Raw genomic sequence first — 22,233 nt, 5'->3', positions numbered from 1 at the left:
CGCCGCTACTGCTCGGCGGGTCGGCGTGCCGCGAGGCGTTCGACCGCGCCGGCCTTGGAGCGTTCGCGCCGTTCGACGGCGAACCCGTGCGCCCGCACCGTTGTCAGCGGCCGGCGCAGCAGCTGTTCGCCGTTGCCCGGATCGAGCCGGTTCATCAGCCACTGCACGGCGGTCAGTGCCCAGCGCACGGGTGCCACGCTCGGCCGCACGTGGTCCAGCAGCACCAGGCGGCCGCCGGGCCGCAGGACCCGCCGCATCTCGGCGACAGTGGCGTCGAGGTCGAGCACCGAGCACAGCGACAGCGTGCTGACCACGGTGTCGAAGTGCTCATCGGGGAAGGGGAGGTCCTGGGCGTCGGCTTCGCGGAGGTCCACCGCATGGCCGTCCCGGCGGGCGCGCTCCCGGGCGATGTCGAGCATCCGCGGGCTCAGGTCGATGCCGGTCAGCTCCACGTCCGGGGGATACAGCGGCAGGTTGCGGCCGGTGCCGACGGCGACCTCCAGGGTGCGCCCGGACGCCTGGGAGCACACCCAGCTCCGCCCGTCGGCGAAGACGAGCCGCTCCAGCCGGTCCATCGCCGCGTCGTAGCGCGCCGCCTGCCGGTCCCAATGCCGGCGGATCCGGTCGTTCGGGCCGCTGCTGGACCGGTCCATGGCGATGGCCTCCGATGCGGTCGGCAACGGCGGCCGCGCCGCGGCTCCCGCTGGTGGACAGCCGATACTACGCGCGCGCCGGACCGGCGGGGCGCGCGCCCTCAGGAGTGGCCGTCGAGCGCCTGGGCCAGCAGGCCGGTGGGCGACAGGACGTCGGTGACGTAGCCGAGGCCCGTGGTCCGGTCGTCTGCTGTGCTCCCGGGGTCGAGGACGACCGACGCGGGTTCGGCGACGTCCTCCAGCACGCGCACGCCCCGGTAGTAGCCGAGCAGGTCGCGGTCGATGTCGTGCGGGCCGTAGCCGTCGAGGAACCAGGCTTGCTGCTCGGGTGTCGCGGGCATGTCGGCGAGCACGCCGCCGCCGATGACGAACATCAGGTCGCGTTCGCGGGGTGCGATGACGGCGTCGTCGAAGTCGATCAGGACGAGGCCGCCCTCCGTGGCGCGGATGACGTTGCCGAGGTGCGGGTCGGCGTGGCACGGGACGAATCCGGGGAGGTCGGTCCGCGCGCGCAGGGCCTCGGCGCGGCCGGCCGTGTGTTCGCGCAGTGCGCGCAGGTCGGCGCGCCGCTCCCGCCATGCCTCGGCCAGCCGCCGCGCCGCGCCGTCGGCGGGCCGGTCGACCGCCGCGTCGACGCGGTCGAACAGGTCGACCCACCGGGACGGGTCGAAGCCTTCGCGGGGAACCGATCGGCGCAGTTCGCCGGTGACGGGGAGGGCGTGCAGCGCGGCGAGGAGCCGCCCCATTGCGGTCCAGCCGTCGCGGTCGAGCGCGGCGTCCATGGCGCCGGGGCCGGCGACCCACTCCAGCACCGACAGGCGCCGCCCGCCGGTGTCGACCCACAGCGCACCGGTCCGCGACGGCAGCGGGCGGGGGGTGCTCCCGGGGCGGACGGCACTCAGCGCGGCGGGCAGGACCAGGCCGGCCGGTGACCCGCCGCCGGTCCATTTGACCGCGAACCCCCGGCCGTCCCGATCGGTCGCCCGCCACAGCGAGGCCGCGAGGTCGGCACCGGCCGCGACCGGTTCGAGGTCGCGCACGTGCAGGTCGTAGTGCTCGTCGAGAACGGCGATGACGTCCGCCCGGGTCATGGAGCTCCTTTGCCGGCAGGTGGGCCGCTCCCGGCGGCCGCGCGATGCCGGGCCGGGACGGCGCACACGTCGTGGGCCCCGCGGCATGCGGGGCGGCCCGGATAATAGCGTGCGGCGTACGGTCGGCGCTTGGTAATTTCGCCGCCCTGGCGTCGTGGGGAGGGAGGGACCCGGTGGCTGCCGGTCTGGGGCGGCGGTTCTGGCGTTTCTGGGGTGCGTCGTTCACCTCGAACCTCTCCGACGGCATCGCGCTGATCGCCCTGCCGTGGATCGCGACCACGGTGACCGACGAGGCGTTCTGGGTCGGCGCGGTCGCTGCTGCGGGCCGGCTGCCGTGGCTGATCGCCGCGATCCCCGCCGGTGCCGTGATCGACCGCCACCCGCGCTTGCCGACGATGGCGGCGGCCGCGGTCGTCCGGGCGGTGCTGTGGGGCGGACTTGGGGCGCTGGCGCTCACCGGCGGCCTGCGCCTCGACGTGCTCCTCGCCGCCGCCTTCGCACTCGGGCTGGCGGAGGTGTGCTACGACACCGCCGCCGTCACCGCGATACCCGACCTGGTCCCGCGCGCACGCCTGGAGGCCGCCAACGGGCAGTTCCGCACGGCCGAGATCACCGCGCAGGAGTTCCTCGGGCGCCCCGTGGGCGGATTCGCGCTGACCGCCGGGATCGCCCCGGCCCTGTTCGGCAGCGCAGGGATCTGCGCGCTGGTCGCGGTCGTGCTGGCCCGCCTGCACAAGGGCGAGCGCCGGGAGCCGCCGGACCCCGGCGAGCGGCAGTCCGGGTGGCGCCGGGCCGGCGCCGGGGTCGCGGCGATCTGGGCCTCCCCACTGCTGCGGCGCCTGGTGGGGGTGACGATGGCCTTCAACGTCGCCTACGCGACGATCCTCGCGACCCAGGTGCTGTTCGCCCAGCAGACGCTGGGGTTGGACGCCGCGCAGTTCGGCCTGCTCATGCTCGCCGCCGCAGCGGGCGGTGTCGTCGGGGGGCAGGTCAGCGGCGTGCTCGCCGCGCGCCTGCCGGCCGGGTGGCTCCCCATGGCCAGCCTGTCCGCCACCGGGTGCTGCTTCCTCGTCATGGCGGCCGCGCCCGTGGTGCCGGTGGTCGCGGCCATGCTCTTCGTGTCCAGTGCGTGCGTGCTGGCCTACACCGTCTCGGCGTCCTCGCTGCGCCAGCGCGTCGTCCCGGCCCATCTGCTCGGCCGGGTCAACGCGGCGGCGGGCACGGCGTCGTGGGGCCTCGCGACCGTCGGGATGGGCGCCGGCGGCGCCCTTGTCAGCCTCGCCCAACGCCGGCTCGCCGAGAGCGACGCCCTCAGGCTGCCCTACGCCCTCACCGCGGCCGTCATCCTGGTACTCGTGTGCGTCGCGGGCCGCCCCATCACGCGTCTCAGCGCGAGCGCGGCCGACTGACGGCAGTGCCGTCGGTGCAGCGGCGGCGCGCGCCCGCAGCGAGACGCAGAAGGGGCCGACCTGCGGTCTAGTCGAGGACGGCGAACGCCTCGACCTCGACGAGCACGTCGGGCTCGAACAGGTAGTCGATGCCGATGAGCGACACCGGCGGCAAGGGCTGCGGGATGCCGAGTTCGCCGGTGACGCGTTCGATGCCGGCCATGAAGCCGGCCATCTTCTCGGGGCGCCAGCCCGTGACGAAGAACCTGAGGCGCACGACGTCGGAGAAGTCCGCCCCGGCGCCGGCCAGGCCGCGCGCGGTGTTGCGCAGGGCCTGCGCGACCTGCCCGGTGAGGTCGCCCGTTGCGACGGGGTTCCCTTCGGCGTCGCGCGCGATCTGGCCGGCCACGTGCACCTGGCGGGAGCCCGTGCCGATCGAGACGTGGTGGTAGGGGACGGGCTGGAACATGCCCTCGGGAGACAGCAGTTGCACGGTCACGGAGCGTCCTTTGCTTGTCGATGGACTGGTATCCGAGGTATACCTGGTATTGAAAGGGAACTTCAACGAGACCAGGTGTCATGCCGGAAACCGCCCCCGCCGACCGCTCCCAGATCACCGCTCCGCACCGCGAGCTGCTCGACCAGGTCCTCGACAAGTGGTCGCTTCAGGTGCTCGAAGAGCTGTGCGAGCGGCCCACCCGGTTCAACGAGCTGCGCCGGGCCATCCCCGGCGTGACGCAGAAGTCGCTCACGGCGGCGCTGCGGCGCCTGGAGCGCAACGGGATGGTCGAGCGCGTCGTCACGAGCACGCGGCCCGTCGCGGTCGAGTACCGCATCGCGCCGCTCGGAAAGACGCTCCAGGACCTCATCGACGCGCTGCTGGACTGGACCACCGCCACCATGCCCGACGTCGAGCGCGCACGGGCGCGGTTCGACGCCGAGGCATAGCAGGCGAGGGGGACCTGCGCCCCCGGCCCGCTCAGTCCCGCGCCTCGGGCCCCTGGGCGGGGGTGTCGGAGGCGGCGGCCGCCTCGTCCGACGCCTCCTCGGGCGCCGCCCCGGCGGTGGTCACCGGCCCGTCCGCGGCGGCGGGTTCCGGTTCGACGGCCCGTTCACGCGCGTAGCGCAGGACGGTCACCCCGGCGCCCGCGACCGGTACGGCGAGGAACGCCCCGACGATGCCGAAGACCGTGCCGCCGATGGTCACCGCGCCGAGGACGACGGCGGGGTGCAGCGAAAGCGCCCTGCCGACCAGGAACGGCTGGAGCAGGTTGCCCTCCAGTTGCTGGACGACCAGCACGATGGCCAGCACCGCCAGCGCGACCCAGACCCCCTGGTCCACGAGTGCGACCGCGACGGCGAGGACACCGGTCGCGATCGCGCCGATGATGGGGATGAACGAGGCGAAGAAGATCACCACGGCGAGCGGGAACGCGAACGGGACGTCGAGGACCCACAGCCCGATGCCGATGACCACCGCGTCGATCAGCGCGACCGCGGCCTGCGACCAGATGAAGCCGGTCAGCATCGCCCAGATCCGCCCGGCGAGGGCGTCGACGTGCGCACCGCCCTGGCTGGGCAGCCACCGGCGCAGCCACGGCACGAACTTGGGGCCATCCTTGAGCAGGAAGAACACCAGGAAGAGCACGAGCACGAAGTTCACGAGGAAGGTCCCGAGGGAGCTCACCCCGCTGAGCACACCGGTCGCGATGGCCTGCTGGTGCTGCTGGAGCTGGCCGAGCGCCCCGTCCATCATCTCCGCGAGCCGGTCCGCGTCGAGGTTCAGCGGGGGGCCGCTGAGGAGTTTGCGGAGGTCGTCGGCCGCCTTGTAGAGCTGGTCGACCAGGCCCTCGCCCTCCGCCGCGACCCGGGGGACCAGCAGCGAGACGATCGCGACGAGGAGCGCGACGAAGGCGAGCAGCACCGCGAACGCCGCGAAGCTCGGTGGCAGCGCGCGGCTCGCCAGCCGCATCAGCGGCCAGAGGATCGTCGACAGCAGCAGCGCGAGCACCAGCGGCAGCAGGAGCGACCACGTCTGCTGGATCAACCAGCCGGCGATGTAGAGCGCCGCGGCGATGACGATCACCCGGAACGCCCACGTGGCGACCACCCCGAGTGCGCCGTCGACCCTGGTCGCGGACGACGTCCGGGCGGAGCGCGCGGTCGGCGGCGGAGCGGGCGCGTCCCCCGCCGGTGGGGCGGTCCGTGGGTCGTCCGGGGACGATCCGCGCCCGCCTGTGCTGGACAGCAGCGACCGCAGCCGATCGAGCATGGGAAATGCACCTACCAGTGTCGTGAGTCGGGTCGGGTGCCCGGATGTGCGGCGCTCCAGGACCCCGTCCACGGTAGTGGTCCCCGGCGCAAAACCCGGTGCGCCTCCCGGCGCCCCGTGCGAGGATGCGCGGTTGTGACCGACTACGAAGTCCTGCTCATCGGCGGCTGCGCCGGGGTCGGCAAGTCCAGTGTGGCCTGGGAGGTCTCCGCCCAGCTCCAAGGCGAGGGCCGCGCCCACTGCCACATCGAGGGCGACACCATGGACCAGATCCACCCCGCCCCGCCCGGCGACCCCCACCGCTCGGCCATCACCGAACGCAACCTGGCCGCGGTCTGGGCCAACTACGCGGCGCTCGGCCGGCGGTTGCTGGTCTACCCCAACACGGCCGCCGTCCTGGACGCCGACCTGGTCGTCCGGGCGATGGGCGGCAGCGTGGCGGTGACCGCCGTGCTGCTCCAGGCCGACCCGGCGACCGTCCGCGCGCGCCTGGCCCGGCGCGAGATCGGCTCCCAGCTCGACCACCACGTCGAACGCAGCGCCTGGATGGCGGGCCACCTCGCCGAGAACGCCCCCCGAGGCACCGTGCGCATCCGCACCGACGGCCGCTCCGTCGCCGACATCGCCCACGAGGCCCGCCGCGCCGCCGCCTGGTGACCGCCTGGCGCCGGCACCGCCGCGCTCCGCTGAACCGACCATGGTGGGCGGTGGCGCCCGTGACCCTTCTCCGCGCTGGGGGAGGGTCACGGGCGCCGCGGGTGGGCCGGGCGGGTCAGTCGCGGCCGCCCTCGAACTCCACGACCTGCTGGTAGGTCGGCCGGTTCTGCCAGGCGATGGGCCACATGTTGATGCCGCCGAGGGGCCGCTGCTGCACGGTGTCGGCGCCGAGCTGGTCGCCGCCGGGGTAGACGTCCTCGGCCGGTGTGCCCGCCGCCTCGGCGAGGGTGTCGGTGAGCACCGTCCGGCAGGCGCCGGGGTCGCCGCCGCCGCAGTACTTCGCGCCGAGCCCGCCCTCGACGTCCTCGCCGAAGACGGAGCGGAGGTCCTTGTCGACGTAGGAGTACCAGCCGTACTGGAATGATGACCCCTTGTGCTCGCCGTCGCCGTAGGGCGTCTCGTCGATGGCGACCGAGCGGGTGATCTCGGTGAACAGGTCCTTGCCCAGGCCGGGTTCGAACTGGGCCGACACGAGCAGCGGCCACCAGGCGTCCATGATGCGGATCGCGTCGGCGTGGGCGTAGGTGCCGTCGCCCCGCTCGGCCTCGCGCCGCGGCGCACCGGCCTCCTGCCAGGCGGTGAGCGCCTCGACGGCCGCGGCGACATCGGGGTCGCCGGTGTCCGCGTCGGCCAGTGCGTCCAGCAGCACCGGCAGCACCTGCTCGCCGCGGAGGTCGGTGTGCCCGGCCTCCGCCATGACCTGGGTGAGCGAGGACTTGGTGAAGGAGTGCCCGTCGTCGATGAGCCCGGCGACGCGGCCGTCGAGCAGGTCGCCGCGGTGTACCGAGCCGTTGCCCCAGTCGCTGCTGTAGCTGCGGGCCACCTTGTTGTTCCAGTTGACGAGGTAGTCCTGGCCGACGGTGTTGGGGTGCTCGGCGGCCGGGGTGTAGTCGGCGCCGTTGTCCGCGGGGTCCCAGCCCTGCCAGCCGGCGTCGGAACCGGCGGAGATGGGCAGGTTCGGGTCGGTGCCGGCGCTGCGGACCGGGTTGGCGCCGGAGTTCTGGAACGCGATCGTGTCGGCGTCGGCGTAGTGCCAGTTGAACGCGTAGCCGATGTCGGCGGCGGCGTCCTGGAACGCCTTCGGAGAGGTGATGGCGGCCGGCTCGTTGAACTGCTGGAAGCCGATGATCGAGTCGACCTCGCGCTGGTAGGTCGACCGGCGCGACACGTAGGCGACGGGGTCGCCGCCGACGGTGGCGAAGGACTCCACCAGTCCGTAGGAGGAGCGCAGGGCCGTCAGCCGGTAGGAGCCGGCCGGGGTCTGGTCGGCGACGGTCGGCTTCCAGGCGTTCTTCACCGTGAGTTCGTCGAAGGCGGCGCAGGAGCCGTCGGTGTCGACGTAGCCGCGGGAGGAGGTGTCGGGCGCCGAGCCGTCCGGTTCGCACAGCTCGACGGCGAAGGTGTCGGTGATGTCCTGGCCCGCGGAGGTCGCGCTCCACGCGTAGTCGGGGCCGCGGCCCATCTGCACGTAGAAGCTGGTGCCGGGGAAGGACGCGCCGCGGGCGCTGATGCCGGGCCCCTGCAACTCCTGCACCATGAGCAGCTGCGGCGAGAAGTAGCCGGTCTGCGGGCCCATGACCGACACCGGGTGGCCGCTGGCGGTGTGCTCGCCGGAGACGAGCAGGGCGTTGGACATGCCGCGCGGCTCTGCGAGGTCGGCGGGCAGCACACCCTCGTTGAAGATCCCCTCGACCGCCGCCAGGTCGCCCTTCTCGGCGCGGTCCGCGAGGGCGGCGCGGTCGCCCTTGCCGAGGTCGGCGAGGGTCTTGTCGCCCTCGGAGGTGCTCGCCGCCGACGCCTTCGGCGCGGACTCGGCCCCGGCGTCGCCGGCGGCGGAGCCCTGCTCGTCGTGGACGATGTCGTACGGTTCGACCGACCCGGCGTCGGGCAGCGCGACGCCGGTGGCGACGTCGGGGCTGGCGCCGTAGGGGAAGTCGCCGTCGACCGTCACGGTGGCCTCGGGGTCGTTCTCCGTCCGCCAGGCGTCCCAGAGGCGGTCGCCCTTCTCTTCGCCGTACTGGTTCTGGAAGGACAGCCGGACGACGGCCGACTGGACCTCGCCGCCGCCCCCGCCGCCGAAGAGCGCGCCGACCAGCGAGGCGATGCCGACCACGTCGGTCCGGGTGAACGGCTCGATCTCGCCCTTCTGGGTGATGGCGTCCTTGTGGCCGGTCAGCACGTACTCGCCGGGGTAGTCCCGGTCGTCCTGGGACTCGTCGATGTAGGCGTTGATCCCCTCGATGTAGGAGCCGACGTCCTCCAGCGCCTGGGCGCCGCGTTCGCCGGACGCCGCGACCCGGTCGATCTGGGCCTGCTTGTCCTCTTCGGTGTAGGGGGCGGTCGACCACAGCATCTGCTCGAAGGCGCGGTTGCCCTCGGCGCCGCCGGCGAACGGGGTCACCTTGCCCCGGCCCAGGTTGCGCAGGACGTCCATGACGAACAGGCGGTCTTCGGCGACCGCGTACCCGGCGCCGAACATGGTGCCCGAGCGGGTCTCCCCGTAGACGTGCGGGACGCCGTAGGCGTCGTCGCGGACGATGGAGACGTCGTCGCGCGGGCTGTAGGGCTTGCCGTCGGGCGACCCGAACGAGGCGTCCTGTAAGTACTCGCCGAGCTTCGCGTCGTCGAGGTCCTCGTAGTCGTGCACGAGGTCGTCGTACATGTCGAGCTGGTCGGAGGAGTGCTTGGGGCGGGTGCCGAAGGCCTGGTTGCCGAGGATCTCGACGAGTGTGGCGTTTCCGTTCTGCCCGGGCGGGAGGATGTCGTGGCATCCGTTGTCGCCGCAGTAGTCCTCGACGGCGGCCATGAGCGCGGCGGCATCGGGTTCGTCGGCTGCCGCGGGGGTGCTCGCGGCGAGCGGGGCGGCGCAGGCGATCGCCACCAGGGCGGCCGCGGTACGGCGGAGTGTGTGGGGGGCCATGTGTCGCACCTCGATCGGGGGGACGCGAGGGGTGGGGGAGTGCGGGGAGTGCGGGGGTCGTGCACGGCGGGTCGTCGGCAGGTTACGCAGCCGGTCCGCTTTTGCGAAAGACTTTCACGTTCGACGGTTCGGCCTGCTCATGCGGCCCACGACGGCACTCCCGCCGCACGCGACACCCGGCCAGCGCGAATACCCGTGCCCGCGACCGCGCAAGAGCCGTGGCCGGTACCGGCCACGGCGGTCGGCGGGGCGGGCGCGCCATTCGCCGCCCCGCCCGGCGCGGCCACGCGGCGCGGCGGCATGATGCCACTGGAGGCGCACCCGTCCACCCGACTCACACTGGGAGCAGCGATGAAGATGCTCGACCTGCCGAACTCCAAACTGCGGGCGTCCAACGTCGTCCTCGGGCTCATGCGGATCGGCGCGATGCGCGACGAGGAGATCCGGGACCTCGTCGGGACCGCGCGCGACGCCGGAGTGAACGTCTTCGACCACGCCGACATCTACGGCCACGGGCGGCACCAGTGCGAGGCGCGCTTCGGCGAGGCGGTGTCGTTCACCCCCGCCGAGCGGGAGCGGGTGATCATCCAGAGCAAGGTGGGGATCAGGGAGGGGTTCTTCGACTTCTCCGCCGAGCACATCCTCCGCTCGGTGGACGAGTCGCTCGCCGCGCTGCGCACCGACTACCTCGACCTCCTGCTGCTGCACCGGCCCGACACCCTCGTCGAGCCCGAGGAGGTCGCCGCGGCGTTCGACGCGCTCGCGGCATCGGGCAAGGTGCGCGACTTCGGCGTCTCCAACCACACGCCCGGCCAGATCGAGCTGCTGAAGACCGCCGTGACCCAGCCGCTGGTCGCCAACCAGGTGCAGTTGAGCATCACCCACGCGCCGCTCATCGCCGCGGGGGTCGCGGCGAACATGGGCGGACTCGACCAGTCGGTCGACCGCGACAACGGGCTGCTGCCCTACTCGCGGGTCAACCGCATGACGCTCCAGGCGTGGTCGCCGTTCCAGAAGGGCTTCTTCGACGGCGTGTTCCTCGGCGACAGGGAGGAGTACGCGGAGCTCAACGACGTGATCGACGAGCTCGCCGCGGCATACGGCGTCACGCCGACCGGGATCGCCGTCGCCTGGATCACCCGGCACCCCGCGGACATGCAGGTGGTGCTCGGCACCACGAAGCCGGGCCGCGTCACGGAGTCGGCGGCGGGCTCGGAGGTGCCGCTCACGCGGGAGGAGTGGTACCGGCTGTTCCGCGCAGCGGGCCACACGCTGCCGTAGGAGCGGGAGCGGCGGCGCCGGGGGCCGGCACCGCCCGGCACGGCGCCGCCCCGCCCGCTCCCAGGCAGCCACCGCGGCGAGCGGCGCACGGCGCCCGCGCCGACGCGGCCGCCATTTCCGAAGGGCACGGCGACGAGGACGCGAGGACGCGACATGACCGCACCGCAGGGCACCGGCGCCGGGCACACCTTCGGCGCGTCGCGCTTCGCGACCCTCGACGACGGCCGCCGCCTGCACTACCGCATCCGCGGCACCGGCGCCCCGACCGTCGTGTTCGAGTCGGGCATGGGCCTCTCCGGTTCGATCTGGGGCCTCGTGCAACCGGCGGTCGCCGAACGGGCGACGACCGTCGTGTACGACAGGGCGGGCACGGGCGGCAGCGACGACGACGGCGCGCCGCGCACCCTGGCACGGATCGTCGCCGACCTCGCGCAGCTCCTGCGCGCGTTCCCCGGCCCGCTGGTGCTGGTCGGGGCGAGCTGGGGCGGGCCGATCATCCGCACCCTCGCCGCCACCGGCGAGTTCGCGGTCCGCGGGCTCGTGCTCGTTGACCAGTCGGACGAGAACGCGCCGGAGTTCTTCACCCCGGCCATGGAGAAGCGCACGGTGCAGGCCGCGTCGCTCACGCTGCTCCTGGCCCGCACCGGGCTGTACCGGCCGTTCTCCCGCGTGGGCCGCAGCCAACCGCCCGATGTCTACGCCGACCTCCGCCGCAACGACTTCGGCGTCCGGGGCGCGCGCACCATGGGGGCCGAGATGCGCGAGTTCCTCGCCGCGATGCGCACGCTCCGCGAACGGCGGCCGCGGCTGGACGGCATCGAGACCGCCGTCGTCAGCGGCACGAAGGCCGGCCTCCTGGAGAGGGCGCAGCGCCCCGCGATCAACCGCGCCCACCGGACCACCGCCGCCCACCTCGCCCAGGGCCGGTTCGTCGCGGCGCCCGGCTCCGGCCACTACGTCATGTTCAGTGAGCCCGAGATCGTCGTCCGCGAGATCACCCGCATGCTCCCGCCGCGCGGCGCCACGCGATGACCGCGCCGCCAGGGCGTGGCCGCGAGCCCGGAACGCTCCGCGAGGGCCGACCTGGGCCATACTGATGCGCGGCGAGGACGCGGGCGGTACGGGGCGGGCCGCTCCTCGGTCGTCCCGGGGCGTGCCGACCTCGGCCCGCCGGGACGCCGGCACACTCGGCACCGCGCGATAACGCGGGACCGGAACCCGCGACGGGACAGGAGTCGATGCGGTGACCGCCGAACCCGGTGGCGACGAGATAGCGGCCAACGGCAGGCGGCCGGGCGGCGGCGACGGGTGGCGCCCCCTTGCCGACACGTTCGCGCTCGTCGGCCGCCTCCGCCGCCCCCTGTACGGCTTCTCCTTCGCGGTGTCGGCATTGGCGGCCGGTGCCGTGGGCGCCATCGCGGCGCTGGGGTTCGCGTTGGCGTGGGACGCGTTCGGGACCCTCCGGGAGATCGTGGCGCGCAACAAGGCCGCGGAGGACCCCCCGTTCTCCGCCACGGGCGAGACCGAGCCCGCGTTCGGGCTGACCGCCGTCCTCGTCGTGGTCCTGCTGCTCCTGCTCCTCTCCCTGGTCCTCGCCCTGCAATACAGCGCGCACGCCGTCGCCGTCCGCACCGCCCTGGACGGCCGCGGACCGCCCGGTGCAGGCGGGCTGTGGCGGGGCATCCGCCCCTACCTCGCCCGCGTGCTCGGCATCCAGCTGCTGATGGTGCTGGGCGTCGCCATCACCCTGGTCGCGGGTGTCGACCTGTTCGAGGCACTGGCCCGCGACCTGCTGCCCGGGATCACCCGACCGCGCTCGCCCTTCACCGGCTTCAGCCCACTGGACTGGGTGGCGGGCCTGGGGCTGCCGCTCATCACGGCATGCGTCGGCCCCTTCGTCTTCATCCGCCTCTCCCTGGCCGGCGCGGCGGTGGTGTTCGAGGACTCCACCGCGGGCGATGCGCTGCGCCGCTCCTGGACGCTGACCCGCGGCTCCCCGGCCCGGGTGTTCCGCGCCTGGCTGCCGATCACCGCGGCGGTAGCCCTCGCCGCGGCCCTCCTCTGGTACGCGGCGACGCCCCTCGCCCGTCCGGCGGGTGCGGCCATGATGTGGCTGAGCGGCGGCAACGTCCACACCGCCGGAACACTGGCCCAGCACATCCCCGCCGCGGCGGCGGCCTGCGTGCTGCCGGTGGTGGTCATGCCGCCCGTGTGCGTCCTGCTCTGCGTCCTGTACACGGGTCTGGCCGCGCGCGAGGGGGAGCGGTCGCGGCCCACGCCCTGACGCGGCCGCACGGCGGCGACCGCGGCGCGGAGTACACGGTCGGCGGAGGGGGCGGAGCGGGGTGCGCGGGCGCGGGTGGCCGGATGCGGTTCGGCGGCTGGCCGCGGCCCCGCTGGTCCGGGTACTGTTCCAGCGCCCGACGGCGGATCGGCGGCCGAGCCGACCCGCCGGCGACCCCGGGTACCGATCCCACATGCCGCTGCACGTCCTTTCCGCCCCGCTCCGGCGAACGCTGCGCGGGGCCTGCGGCGCGGCCGCTCTCGCCGTGGTCGCCGCCACCGCCCTCGCGGGGCCGGCGTCCGCCCAGGCCGCCCCGTCCGCCCAGGCCGCCCAGGCCGCACCCGCCGCGGCCGAACCCGGCGTTGAGCGCATCACCTCCTACGATGTCGACGCCGAGGTCCGCCGCGACGGCTCCATGCGCGTCACGGAGCGCATCTCCTACGACTTCGCCGACGCCCCCGACCGGCACGGCCTGCTCCGGCTGCTGCTGCGCGAGCGCGGCGGCGGCACGTTCCAGCGCGAGTCGTTCGAGTACCGCGACATCGAGGTCGCCAGCCCCGACGCGCCCGACGGCGTCGAGACCGAGGACGACGGCCACCGCCTCACACTGCGCATCGGCGACCCCGGCACCGAGGTGAGCGGGCGGCGCGACTACGTCATCTCCTACGTCGTCACCGGCGCCCTGGCCCGTGCCGACAGCGGTGCCGGAACCGAGCTCGACTGGGACTTCATCGGCGACGGCTGGGAGGTGCCCATCGAACGCGTCGAGACCACCGTGCGCACACCGGTCCCCGCCGCCGGCCTGAGCTGCGGCACGGGGTCCGGCGGCGACTGCCGGGCCGACACGGACGGCCGCACCGCCACCGTGGTCGAGGGCGACACGGGCGAGTGGTCCGGCGCCCCGCTGCGGCTGCTGCTGCCCGAGGGCGCCGTCGACCCGGCGGGCGTGGGCACCCCCAGTCCGTACACCCCGACCGCATGGGGTGCCGCGGCCGCTGCGGCGCTGCTCCTGCCGCTCCCGTTCCTGCCGCTCCTCGGCAGGCCCCGGGCGCCGCGCGACGGCACCGCGGCGCCGTCGCTGGAGGACCTCCCGCCGGCCGTCGCGCTGATGGTGGACTCGCGCGGCGCACGGCGCCCCGACCAGTACCGCCGCCTCGTCGCGGCCACACTGGTGGACCTGCACGTACGCGGGTTCGTGCTGATCAAGCGCAGCGGGTCGGGGTGGCGCATCCGCCCCGGCGAGGACGCCACCGGGGAGCCGTCCGAGCGGGCGGCGACCTTCGAGCGGCCGCTGGTCGACCACATCGTGATGCGCAAGGACGGCAACGGCCAGACCCTCGGCGCGCTGTGCAGGTCCTGGTCGATCCCGCAGAAGACCGTCGCCGGGGCCCGCAAGGAGGCGGAGCGGCGCGGACTGCTCCGCGGCGAGCGCTCCCCGCTGCTCGGCTGGATCACCGCAGCCCAGGTCGCGGCCGTGCTGGGCACCGGCGCCTGCCTGCTCTCCATGCTGGGCGCCCAGCCGTGGTCGGTCCTGGACGGGACGGCCTACGCGTTCGGCGCGGCGCTGCTGACGAGCTTCGCGGCCCGCCCGGTGGCGAAACGCGCCCGCCTCAGCGCGCAGGGAGTCCTGCTGCGGACCCGCCTGCGCGCGCACCTCAAGCGGCTGGACGGCGACTCCGACACCGGCGTGCACGACCCCGGCCTGCGCGTGGCGTTCGGCGTCGACGACGGCCTCAACCCCGATCTCGCGGCCTTCACCTCGGCGGCCCGGAACATGATCCGCACCGGCCCGCCGAAACGGCGCGGCTCCGGCTCCGTCGGCGGGTTCATCGGCTTCTCCGGCGGCGGTTCAGGCGGCGGATCCTCGGGCGGCGGCTTCGGCGGCTCCAGCGGAGGCGGCGGCAGCTGGTGACCCGCCCCCGGTGCGATCGGACGGCGGGCTACGGGCCGAGGGGGAGGCCGATGCCGATCCAGATCAGGAAGAACACGATCCAGACGGCACCCGCGCAGAACGCCAGCGGGACGGTCATCGACGCCAGGGTGCCGATTCCGGCCTTCGGGAAGTACTTTTGCAGCATCGCCAGGGTCATCAGGAAGTACGGGTTCATCGGGTTGGTCGGATTGGTGATGCTGTCCCCGATGCGGTAGGCGGTCTGCGTCGTCTCCGGGGAGATCCCGACCGCGAACAGCATCGGGACGAGCACCAGCGCGACCAGGGAGTACATGGCGATCCCGCCCAGGGTGAGCAGGTCGAGCACCGAGACGGCCACGATGATGACCGCGATCAGCAGCAGGGTCGGCATGTCGAGGCTGCGCAGCAGTGTGGCGCCCTCGATCGAGATCACCTGGGCGAGGTTGGTCCATTCGAAGTACGCGACGAACTGCGCGATCACCAGGAACAGGACGATGACCGGTGCCATTTCGCGCACACCGTGGGCCATGAGTTCGGGCAGCTGGTGCTGGACCTTGGTGATCGTCCCGGTGACGACGCCGTAGACGGTGCCCGCTGCGATGAACATGATCGAGCTCAGCAGGCCGATCCCGAGGAACAGCGGGGCGCCGTCGAGCCCTCCGTCCGCAGCGCGCAGCGGCGATCCGCCCGGAGCCAGAGCGAGGGCAAGGAGCGCGACGTAGCCGACCATGATGGCGCCGGCCCAGATCAGACCCTTGCGCTGCGCCGGGCCGGGGCGCGCGCCCCGGGACGCCGAGGCGAGGAGCTCCTCGGGCAGCTGCGGCGGTTCGCCGAGCGCCCTGACCCGCCGGGCGATGAGAGTCTCGGCGATGACGGTCAGCGCCAGCGCCATCACGATCGACGAGGCCCCGGTGAAGAAGTACGTCGCCATCGGGCTGACGAAGTAGCCCTCGTCCACCGTCTGTGCGGCTTGAGTGGTGACACCGGAGAACAGCGCATCGGCCGGCGTGATCAAGGGGCTGGCGTTGTAGGCGGCGCCGGCGGAGACGTAGGCGAGCACCATCCCGAGAACCGGGCTGCGCCCGACCAGGTGGAAGGCGATCGCGCCGAGCGGAATCATGATCACATAGGCGGCGTCGGACGCGACGTGGGCCACCATGGCCATGTAGGCGACGGCAAAGGTGACGAGGCGCTTCGGTACGCGGGACACCGCGACCTTGATGAGCTCCTGGAGCAGCCCCGTCTGGGTGGCGACCGAGACGCCCATCATGATGACCAGGACGGTGCCGAACGGGCCGAAGCCCATGAAGTTCTCCACACCGGTGCTCAGCATCATCCGCGCGCCTGCCGTCGACAGGATGTTGCGGACCTCGACGCGTTCGCCGTCGGGCGCGGTGGTGCCGACGTCCAGCGCGCCGAGCAGTGCACTGGCGAGGGCGATGAACAGGGTCAGGCCGAGGAACAATGCAAAGGGGTGCGGGAGCTTGTTGCCGATCCGCTCGATCCATTGCAGGCTCCGCTGGAACCAGTCCGCCTCATGGGAGGCCGTGCGCGCGGTGTCCACGGCTCACCTCCGCTCGAAGCGGTCGGGCCGGAACCCGGCGAGTTCGCCGCGCTCTGCCCCGCCGATCTCGTCGGCGATCAGTTCGGCCAGGAACGGCGCCAGCGTGACACCGCTGTGCGTGACCACGAGGTAGGCGTTGGGGGCGCCGGGCAGGCGGCCGGCGACCGACAGCCCGTCGACCGGGAGGACGCGCTCGCCGACGCGCACCTGGGCAATGTGCGCGCCGTGCAGCTGCGGCAGCAGCCGCGCGGCCCGTTCCATCAGCAGCGCGGGCACGTCCCACAGCCGGGGGTCGGCGCGCGACCACTGCGCCGCCGTCGGGTTGTCGGTGAGGGTGAGGCCCCCGTTGGGGGCCGGGCGGAAGGAGATCCCGGGGGCGTGGACGACCGGCCGGGGAGCGTCCGCCACCGCGGTGGTCTCCACGACCATGCCGACGGTGGGGTGCGGCGCGCCGGGTCCGGTGCGAGGACCCGGGTGCCCGTCGCCGGACGTGAGCGGATCTGGGGCGCCCAGTTCGGAGAGCAGTGCCGACGCGCCGTTGCCCGCCGCGATGACGAACTCCGCGCCGGACACGGTGCCGCCCGACCGCAGGCGGACCGCTGCCACCCGGCCGTTCGCAGACCGTTCGATGCCGACCACGGGGTCGTGCGTGCGCAGCGCCGCACCCGCCTGGACCGCACGGTGCAGCAGGTCATGGGTCATGGCCGGGGCGTCGACCCAGCCCTCGTCCTGGAAGTGGAACACGCCGGCGCCGTCGGGGATTTGCAGCCCGGGTACGGCATCGCGGGCCTCGGCGCCGGCCATTCGGCGGACGGGGTAGCCGGCCGTTGCCAACTCCTCGCTGCGCGCCTCCAGCGCCGCGGTCGTCTCGCCTCTGCGGGTGAGCTCGATGTTGCCGACCGGGTGGAACCAGGAGGCGCCGGGCAGTGCGGCGCGCCAGGCGTGGTGGGCGGCGACGCCCTTCGCGTTGAGCCGGAAGTAGTCGGACGGCGTCTTGTGCGCCGCGTTGACCCAGGAGAATCCGGCGCCGCTGGCTCCGGTTGCCGGAGTGGCCCGGTCGATGACCGTTACGGGCGTCCCTGATGTGCTCAGGCGGTAGGCGAGTGCTGCCCCGATCACCCCCGCCCCGATGATGACGGTTTCGTGCTGTGCCGAGTCCATGCTGTCCTTCCTGCCGGGGGTTGCTGTGGGGCGATCGGTCGTCGGGGCCCGTGGGGGGTGCGTGTCCGCGGCGGATCGCAGGGAGTCGGGACGGTGGGAGCGGCCGCGAGGGCCGATGGGTGGGGAGTTCAGGCCGTGCGGGTCTCCTCCTCTGCGGCGCCCGGAGACCCGTGGAGGGCGGCCTCGTAGCCGCTCTCCTCGGCGACGGCGATCAGCCGGTCGTAGGCGCCGCGGCGCAGGGTGTCCAGGCGGTCGGGGTTCCACCGCAGTCCGCTGACGCATTTGTCGTTCAGGACGGCGATGGTGGCCTGGAGTTCGTCGAGCGCGGGGACGAGATTCGCCACGACAGCGGGGCCGTTGAGGTTGATGTCCGGCTCACCGGCCGAGACGGCCATCGACACCGCGTAGGCCGCGGCGCGGACGGAGAACCCGGTCTGGAGGACCATGTTCGGGATGACCGGGTTGTTCTTGCCCGGCATGATCGAGGACCCCGGCTGCAACTGGGGCAGCGCGACCTCGGCGAGTCCGCCATGGGGACCTGAGCTCAGAATCCGCAGGTCCTGGCAGATTTTGAACAGCACCGCGGCCGTGCGGGCGGCGGTGTCGGCGACGAGGGAGTAGGTGTCGCTGTGCGCGAAGGCGTCGGTGAGGTCCTCTGAGCGGCGCAGGTCCCGGCCGGTGAGCTCCCGGAGATGGCTCAGGGCCGATTCCGCGAACCCGTCCGGTGCGCCGGACCCGGTGCCCAGTACCGTGCCGCCGAGCGGGATCGCGTGCAGCTCCCGTTCGGCGTCGTCGAGCTGCCCGGCGAGGCGGCGCATCGCGTGGGCGTGGCCGCGGTGGGTCGCCGCGACGGGGACCGCCACCGCGTCCTGCCAGCCGGTGCGGCCGAGGCGCAGCAGCCCGGAGTGCTCGTGCGCCTGCCGGTCGAAGCCGCCGGCCAGCCGCCGCAGCTCCGCCGCCACGGCGCGAACCAGCGGGATCAGCGTCAGTTTCACCGCCGTCGGGTACACGTCGTTGGACGATTGCGAACGGTTGACGTGGTCGTTGGGGTGCACGTCGACGCGCCGCTCGGCCGAAGCCAGTTCCGTGGCCCGTGCGGCGACGACCTCATTGACGTTCATGTTCGTGGCGGTGCCGCCACCCGCCGCGATGACGCGGAGCGGAAAGTGCCGCATGTGCCGCCCGGCGGCGACCTCCGCTGCCGCGGCGACGATCGCGTCGGCGCGGTGCTCGTCCACGGTTGCGAGCCCGCGGTTCGCGCGTGCCGCGGCAATCTTGACCTGGGCGAATGCGGAGACAAGCGCAGGGACGTCCTGGAGTCCCATACCGGTCGCCGGGGAGTTGTCCAATGCCAAGGCTGTGACCTTGCCCCAAAGGGGTGCGGACGGGCGGTCGGGCACGGGCATGAACGCTCCAGGAGGGGCCGATCCGGATTCGCGCACGCTCGAAAGACCTGATGCCCAGGGCAAGCAGCGACCGCGAAGCGCAGATAGTGAGGCATCTGACAAATTTCGGGTCACGCTACGGGACCGGCGAACAGACTGTCTAGTTGTCAGACAGTTTGGTTCGGTCGGAATCGCGACTAGACTGTTCGCCAGGACAGCGAAGGGGAGCGATGCGCCTGAAACGGGTGAGCTTGGTCGACCAGGCAGTAGCCGACCTGCGCGCACGAATCGTCGACGGGCAACTCGAACCCGGAACTCCGCTGACCGAAGCGCTCGTCGGCGAGCAGCTCGGCATCGCACGCCCGACGACGCGCGAAGTCCTGCTCCGGCTGCACGGCGAGGGCCTCGTCCAGCGTGCCGAGCGCGGCATGGCGCTGGCCGTCACCCGCATCACGCGTGAGGAACTGCGCGACATCTACACCGCGCGACTGCACCTCGAACTCGCGGGAACCCGCAGCTTCGCCTCTGCTCCACGCGCGGCACGCGATGCGCTGGCGACCTCCCTGGCACATCTGGAGGACGCCGCCTCCTCACCCGACCGCTACACCCAGGTCCAGGCCGATGCCCGGTGCCACACGGCCGTGGTGGCGCTCACCGGGTCGCGCCGCCTCGTTGCGGCACACGAGCGGCTGATGACCGAAGCGCGGCTGGCGTCCACCGCCGCCCGTTCGGCGAAGTTCGGAGCGATCGACGCCGAAGGGCATCGCGCGTTTCAGTACCTGCTGGCCTCGGGCGATGTCGAAGGCGCCTGCACTCAGCTCACCGGGCGCCTCGACAGCGCCCGGCAGCGCCTCGCCGAACTGCTCCCCGAGGCATAGCGCGCGGGAGGCTCCGGGGCGAGCACCGGGTCGCAGCCGCGTCGCAGCCGAATCCTCGCTGCCGGGAAAGGCGCGGGAAAGGGCGGCGGAGTCGCGGCTTGACAAATTCGCGTATTGCGGTTTGAGTTCTTCCGTGCCATGCGGACCCACCGGTCTCGACCGGTTGCGGACGGGTGGCACCCGATTCCGAGGAGATGATGCCGCCATGACGCATTCCATGGGACTCATCTAGCGCCTCAGTGCCCGCGCGGCCGCCACGTATCAAGGCGTGTTCAGGCGTGTTCAGTTCCGCCGTTCCACGTCATCCGGCGCGCCCCGCACGGCCCGTTCCACTATCACCGCCATTCCCGCGGTTTTCCCATCGCGGTGCTCCGCCGTGCCCGCGAACGAATTCGGGCACCATTCGGACACCGTTGTCCCGGTCATTCAAATGACCATTCACGCTGTTCTCGCCATGCCGTTTTCCGCGCCGTCCCGCGCCCGAATTCCCGCATGCGCCGAGAAAGGCGCCGACCCGTCGGAACGGCGGCGCCGCGCGGCCCCGGCGCCCGCGCCGGGACGCGCCGACACCACCACGGACACCACCACGAACACCACTGCGCAGAGGAGCCGCACCATCGAGACCACCGGCAGCACCACCACCCGCATCCCCGTGTCCGGCGCCGAACGAACGGCGGTGCGGGACCTGCTCACATCGGGCGCCGTGTTCGCCCCGGCCGCGCTGCCCGACGGCGTCGGCACCGAAGCCCTCCTTCCCGGCACCGGCGGCGTCCCCTGCGAATGGGTCGACTCCGGCCGCACGGGCATCGGGCCGGGCGTGCTGGTCTACGTCCACGGAGGCGGGTTCGAGTACGCCGACCCCGCGACGGAGCGGGTCATGGCCTACCGGCTGTCGTGTGCAACGGGCCGCCCCGCGCTGCGCGTCGACTACCGGCTCGCCCCGCGGCACCCGTTCCCCGCGGCCGTCGAGGACGTGGTGGCCGTCTACCGGAGCCTGCTCGAGCAGGGCGTCCCCGCGTCGCGGATCCTCCTGGTGGGCGAGTCGGCCGGTGCCACCCTGCTGCTGTCGGCGCTGCTGGTGCTCAAGGACGCCGGGACCGAACTCCCCGCGGGGGCCGTCCCGGTCTCGGCGCTGACCGACCTCGCCATGTCCGGCCCCTCCCTCACCGAGAACGAGGGCAAGGACCTGATCGGCGGCGCGGCAGCCGGCCACATCGTGTCGCAGTACCTGGCCGGCGCCGCCCCGGACCGGGCGCCCCAGTCGCCGCTGTACGGCGACCTCCGCGGCCTGCCGCCGCTGCTCCTGCCCACCGGCGGCGACGAGGTGTTCCGCGACGACGCCGGTCGGTTCGCCGCGGCGGCGGCCGAAGCGGGCGTCGACGCCGCGCTCGACGTGTACGAGGGGATGCCGCACGCGTTCCACGCCGTGGTGCTGGTCGAGGACGTCCCACGTGTGGGGCGGACGTTCCTCGCGCGCCTCGCGGCGTGGGCCGACCGCCTCGGCTGACCCCGGGCGGGCGGCGGGCGCGAGCGGTGCGGCGGGGGCCCGGGTGTGCCGCCGCGCCGGGCTTGGGTAAGCTGCCCGCGTCAAATACGTAGAACGGGTATGGGGTATTCTAAGCCTTCGGCGGCCCCGCCCCCTCGGTCGAAAAGGCGGTGTCACATGAGCGGTGCAGATCGGCAGGGTGTCGACGCGAACACGCGGCTCACTCAGTTGGTGTTCGGAATCATGGCCGGGCACGCCGTGGGCGCGGCCGTCCGCCTCGGACTGCCCGACCTCCTCGGCGACCGCACCCGCTCCGGCGCGGAACTCGCCGCCGAGTGCGGCACCGACCCCGCCGCGCTGACCCGGCTGCTGCGGGCGCTGGCGGCGCACGACCTGCTCGCCGAGGGCCCGCGGGGCGAGTTCCGGCTGACCGAGGCGGGGACGCTGCTGCGCGCCGACGTCCCCGGGTCGGTGCGCGCCCGGGTCCAGATGTTCACCGACCCGGCGATGGTGCGGGCGTGGGAGCGGCTGGACACCAGCGTCACCACGGGCGAGCCCGCGTTCGACGCGGAGTTCGGTACCGACTTCTTCGATCACCTCAAAGGCCTGCCCGAGCTGTCGGCGACGTTCAACGCGGCCATGAGCTCCGGGACCCGGGCCGCCGCGGCGGCGCTGCCCGGCAGTTTCGACTTCTCGCCGTTCGACACCCTGGTCGACGTCGGCGGCGGCGACGGCACACTGCTCTGCGCCGTCCTGGCCGGCAACCCCGGGCTGAACGGGGTCGTCTTCGACTCCGCCGAAGGCGCGGCCGAGGCGCCCCCGCGGTTCAGGGACGCGGGGGTCGAGGGGCGGGCCACGGCGAGCGCGGGGGACTTCTTCGCCGCCGTGCCCGAAGGCGGCGACCTCTACCTGCTCAAGAGCATCCTGCACGACTGGAACGACGACCGGGCGGCCGCGATCCTCGGCAACATCCGCCGGGTGATCCCCGACCACGGGAGGCTGCTCGTCGTGGAGCCCGTCCTGCCCGACGTCGTCGACGGCTCCGCCCGGCCCACCCTCTACCTCAGCGACCTCAACATGCTGGTCAACCTCGGCGGGATGGAGCGCACCCGCGAGGACTTCGCCGCCCTCCTGCGCCGCTCCGGGTTCGCGCTGGACTCGGTGACCGCGACAACGCCCGACACGGGCTTCCGGCTGCTCGTGGGCGTGCCCTCCTGAGCCCGGCCCGGCCGGCCGCGACT

General features: G+C 73.3%; 18 protein-coding genes. 10 read left to right on the top strand and 8 right to left on the bottom strand.

Features of this window, described 5'->3' with window-relative positions:
• Nucleotides 1-5 precede the first annotated feature (5 nt).
• Nucleotides 6-653, bottom strand: coding sequence for a class I SAM-dependent methyltransferase (locus CLV63_RS01820; protein WP_106581057.1), 648 nt, complete (start codon nt 651-653; stop codon nt 6-8).
• 101 nt (nt 654-754) lie between these two features.
• Nucleotides 755-1,744, bottom strand: a complete 990-nt coding sequence (locus tag CLV63_RS01815; RefSeq protein ID WP_106581056.1) for a phosphotransferase enzyme family protein — start codon at nt 1,742-1,744, stop codon at nt 755-757.
• 173 nt (nt 1,745-1,917) lie between these two features.
• Between CLV63_RS01815 and CLV63_RS01810 the strand changes: the two genes are divergently transcribed.
• The gene (locus CLV63_RS01810) at nt 1,918-3,153 is read left to right on the top strand and encodes an MFS transporter (RefSeq protein WP_245928519.1); all 1,236 of its coding nucleotides are present in this window, start codon (nt 1,918-1,920) and stop codon (nt 3,151-3,153) included.
• 67 nt (nt 3,154-3,220) lie between these two features.
• Here CLV63_RS01810 and CLV63_RS01805 read toward each other — a convergent pair whose 3' ends face one another.
• A complete protein-coding gene (locus CLV63_RS01805) occupies nt 3,221-3,631 on the bottom strand; it encodes a RidA family protein (RefSeq protein ID WP_106581054.1) in 411 nt (136 codons plus the stop codon).
• Between the two features lie 80 nt (nt 3,632-3,711).
• On the opposite strand from CLV63_RS01805, the gene CLV63_RS01800 reads away from it, so the two are divergent.
• Complete coding sequence (locus tag CLV63_RS01800; RefSeq protein WP_106581053.1) at nt 3,712-4,080, top strand: winged helix-turn-helix transcriptional regulator; 369 nt, start codon at nt 3,712-3,714, stop codon at nt 4,078-4,080.
• Between the two features lie 31 nt (nt 4,081-4,111).
• On the opposite strand, the gene CLV63_RS01795 is transcribed toward CLV63_RS01800, so the two are convergent.
• Nucleotides 4,112-5,404 carry an AI-2E family transporter gene (locus CLV63_RS01795; protein WP_106581052.1) on the bottom strand — a complete coding sequence of 431 codons (1,293 nt, stop codon included), beginning with the start codon at nt 5,402-5,404 and terminating at the stop codon, nt 4,112-4,114.
• 135 nt (nt 5,405-5,539) lie between these two features.
• Between CLV63_RS01795 and CLV63_RS01790 the strand changes: the two genes are divergently transcribed.
• Nucleotides 5,540-6,061 carry an AAA family ATPase gene (locus CLV63_RS01790; protein WP_106581051.1) on the top strand — a complete coding sequence of 174 codons (522 nt, stop codon included), beginning with the start codon at nt 5,540-5,542 and terminating at the stop codon, nt 6,059-6,061.
• 115 nt (nt 6,062-6,176) lie between these two features.
• Here the strand turns inward: CLV63_RS01790 and CLV63_RS01785 are convergent, their stop codons facing one another.
• Nucleotides 6,177-9,041, bottom strand: coding sequence for a penicillin acylase family protein (locus CLV63_RS01785; RefSeq protein WP_106581050.1), 2,865 nt, complete (start codon nt 9,039-9,041; stop codon nt 6,177-6,179).
• 351 nt (nt 9,042-9,392) lie between these two features.
• Here CLV63_RS01785 and CLV63_RS01780 point away from each other — a divergent pair, with 351 nt between their 5' ends.
• The 4 genes from CLV63_RS01780 to CLV63_RS01765 all read left to right on the top strand — a co-directional run bounded on the left by CLV63_RS01780 (nt 9,393) and on the right by CLV63_RS01765 (nt 14,518).
• Complete coding sequence (locus CLV63_RS01780) at nt 9,393-10,322, top strand: aldo/keto reductase (RefSeq protein ID WP_106581049.1); 930 nt, start codon at nt 9,393-9,395, stop codon at nt 10,320-10,322.
• Between the two features lie 153 nt (nt 10,323-10,475).
• Nucleotides 10,476-11,354 carry an alpha/beta fold hydrolase gene (locus CLV63_RS01775; protein WP_211301092.1) on the top strand — a complete coding sequence of 293 codons (879 nt, stop codon included), beginning with the start codon at nt 10,476-10,478 and terminating at the stop codon, nt 11,352-11,354.
• A gap of 211 nt (nt 11,355-11,565) precedes the next feature.
• A complete protein-coding gene (locus CLV63_RS01770) occupies nt 11,566-12,606 on the top strand; it encodes a hypothetical protein (protein ID WP_106581048.1) in 1,041 nt (346 codons plus the stop codon).
• 193 nt (nt 12,607-12,799) lie between these two features.
• Nucleotides 12,800-14,518 (top strand): DUF2207 domain-containing protein, encoded by a 1,719-nt coding sequence (locus tag CLV63_RS01765; protein WP_106581047.1) that lies wholly within the window; start codon nt 12,800-12,802, stop codon nt 14,516-14,518.
• Between the two features lie 28 nt (nt 14,519-14,546).
• Here the strand turns inward: CLV63_RS01765 and CLV63_RS01760 are convergent, their stop codons facing one another.
• The 3 genes from CLV63_RS01760 to CLV63_RS01750 all read right to left on the bottom strand — a co-directional run bounded on the left by CLV63_RS01760 (nt 14,547) and on the right by CLV63_RS01750 (nt 18,649).
• The gene (locus CLV63_RS01760; protein ID WP_106581046.1) at nt 14,547-16,082 is read right to left on the bottom strand and encodes an AbgT family transporter; all 1,536 of its coding nucleotides are present in this window, start codon (nt 16,080-16,082) and stop codon (nt 14,547-14,549) included.
• 3 nt (nt 16,083-16,085) lie between these two features.
• Complete coding sequence (locus tag CLV63_RS01755) at nt 16,086-17,243, bottom strand: NAD(P)/FAD-dependent oxidoreductase (RefSeq protein ID WP_170134115.1); 1,158 nt, start codon at nt 17,241-17,243, stop codon at nt 16,086-16,088.
• Between the two features lie 128 nt (nt 17,244-17,371).
• Nucleotides 17,372-18,649: a lyase family protein gene (locus CLV63_RS01750; protein ID WP_106581044.1), complete on the bottom strand. Its 1,278-nt coding sequence runs from the start codon at nt 18,647-18,649 to the stop codon at nt 17,372-17,374.
• Nucleotides 18,650-18,858: 209 nt separating this feature from the next.
• On the opposite strand from CLV63_RS01750, the gene CLV63_RS01745 reads away from it, so the two are divergent.
• The 3 genes from CLV63_RS01745 to CLV63_RS01735 all read left to right on the top strand — a co-directional run bounded on the left by CLV63_RS01745 (nt 18,859) and on the right by CLV63_RS01735 (nt 22,210).
• The gene (locus CLV63_RS01745; protein WP_106581043.1) at nt 18,859-19,506 is read left to right on the top strand and encodes a GntR family transcriptional regulator; all 648 of its coding nucleotides are present in this window, start codon (nt 18,859-18,861) and stop codon (nt 19,504-19,506) included.
• A 454-nt stretch (nt 19,507-19,960) separates the two neighbouring features.
• Nucleotides 19,961-21,013, top strand: a complete 1,053-nt coding sequence (locus CLV63_RS01740) for an alpha/beta hydrolase fold domain-containing protein (RefSeq protein ID WP_106581042.1) — start codon at nt 19,961-19,963, stop codon at nt 21,011-21,013.
• A gap of 156 nt (nt 21,014-21,169) precedes the next feature.
• Nucleotides 21,170-22,210, top strand: coding sequence for a methyltransferase (locus tag CLV63_RS01735; protein WP_106581041.1), 1,041 nt, complete (start codon nt 21,170-21,172; stop codon nt 22,208-22,210).
• The last annotated feature ends 23 nt before the right edge of the window (nt 22,211-22,233 follow it).

This window comes from Murinocardiopsis flavida (assembly GCF_003014485.1).
Taxonomy (GTDB): domain Bacteria; phylum Actinomycetota; class Actinomycetes; order Streptosporangiales; family Streptosporangiaceae; genus Murinocardiopsis; species Murinocardiopsis flavida.
This window is presented reverse-complemented; position numbering and strand designations above follow the sequence as displayed.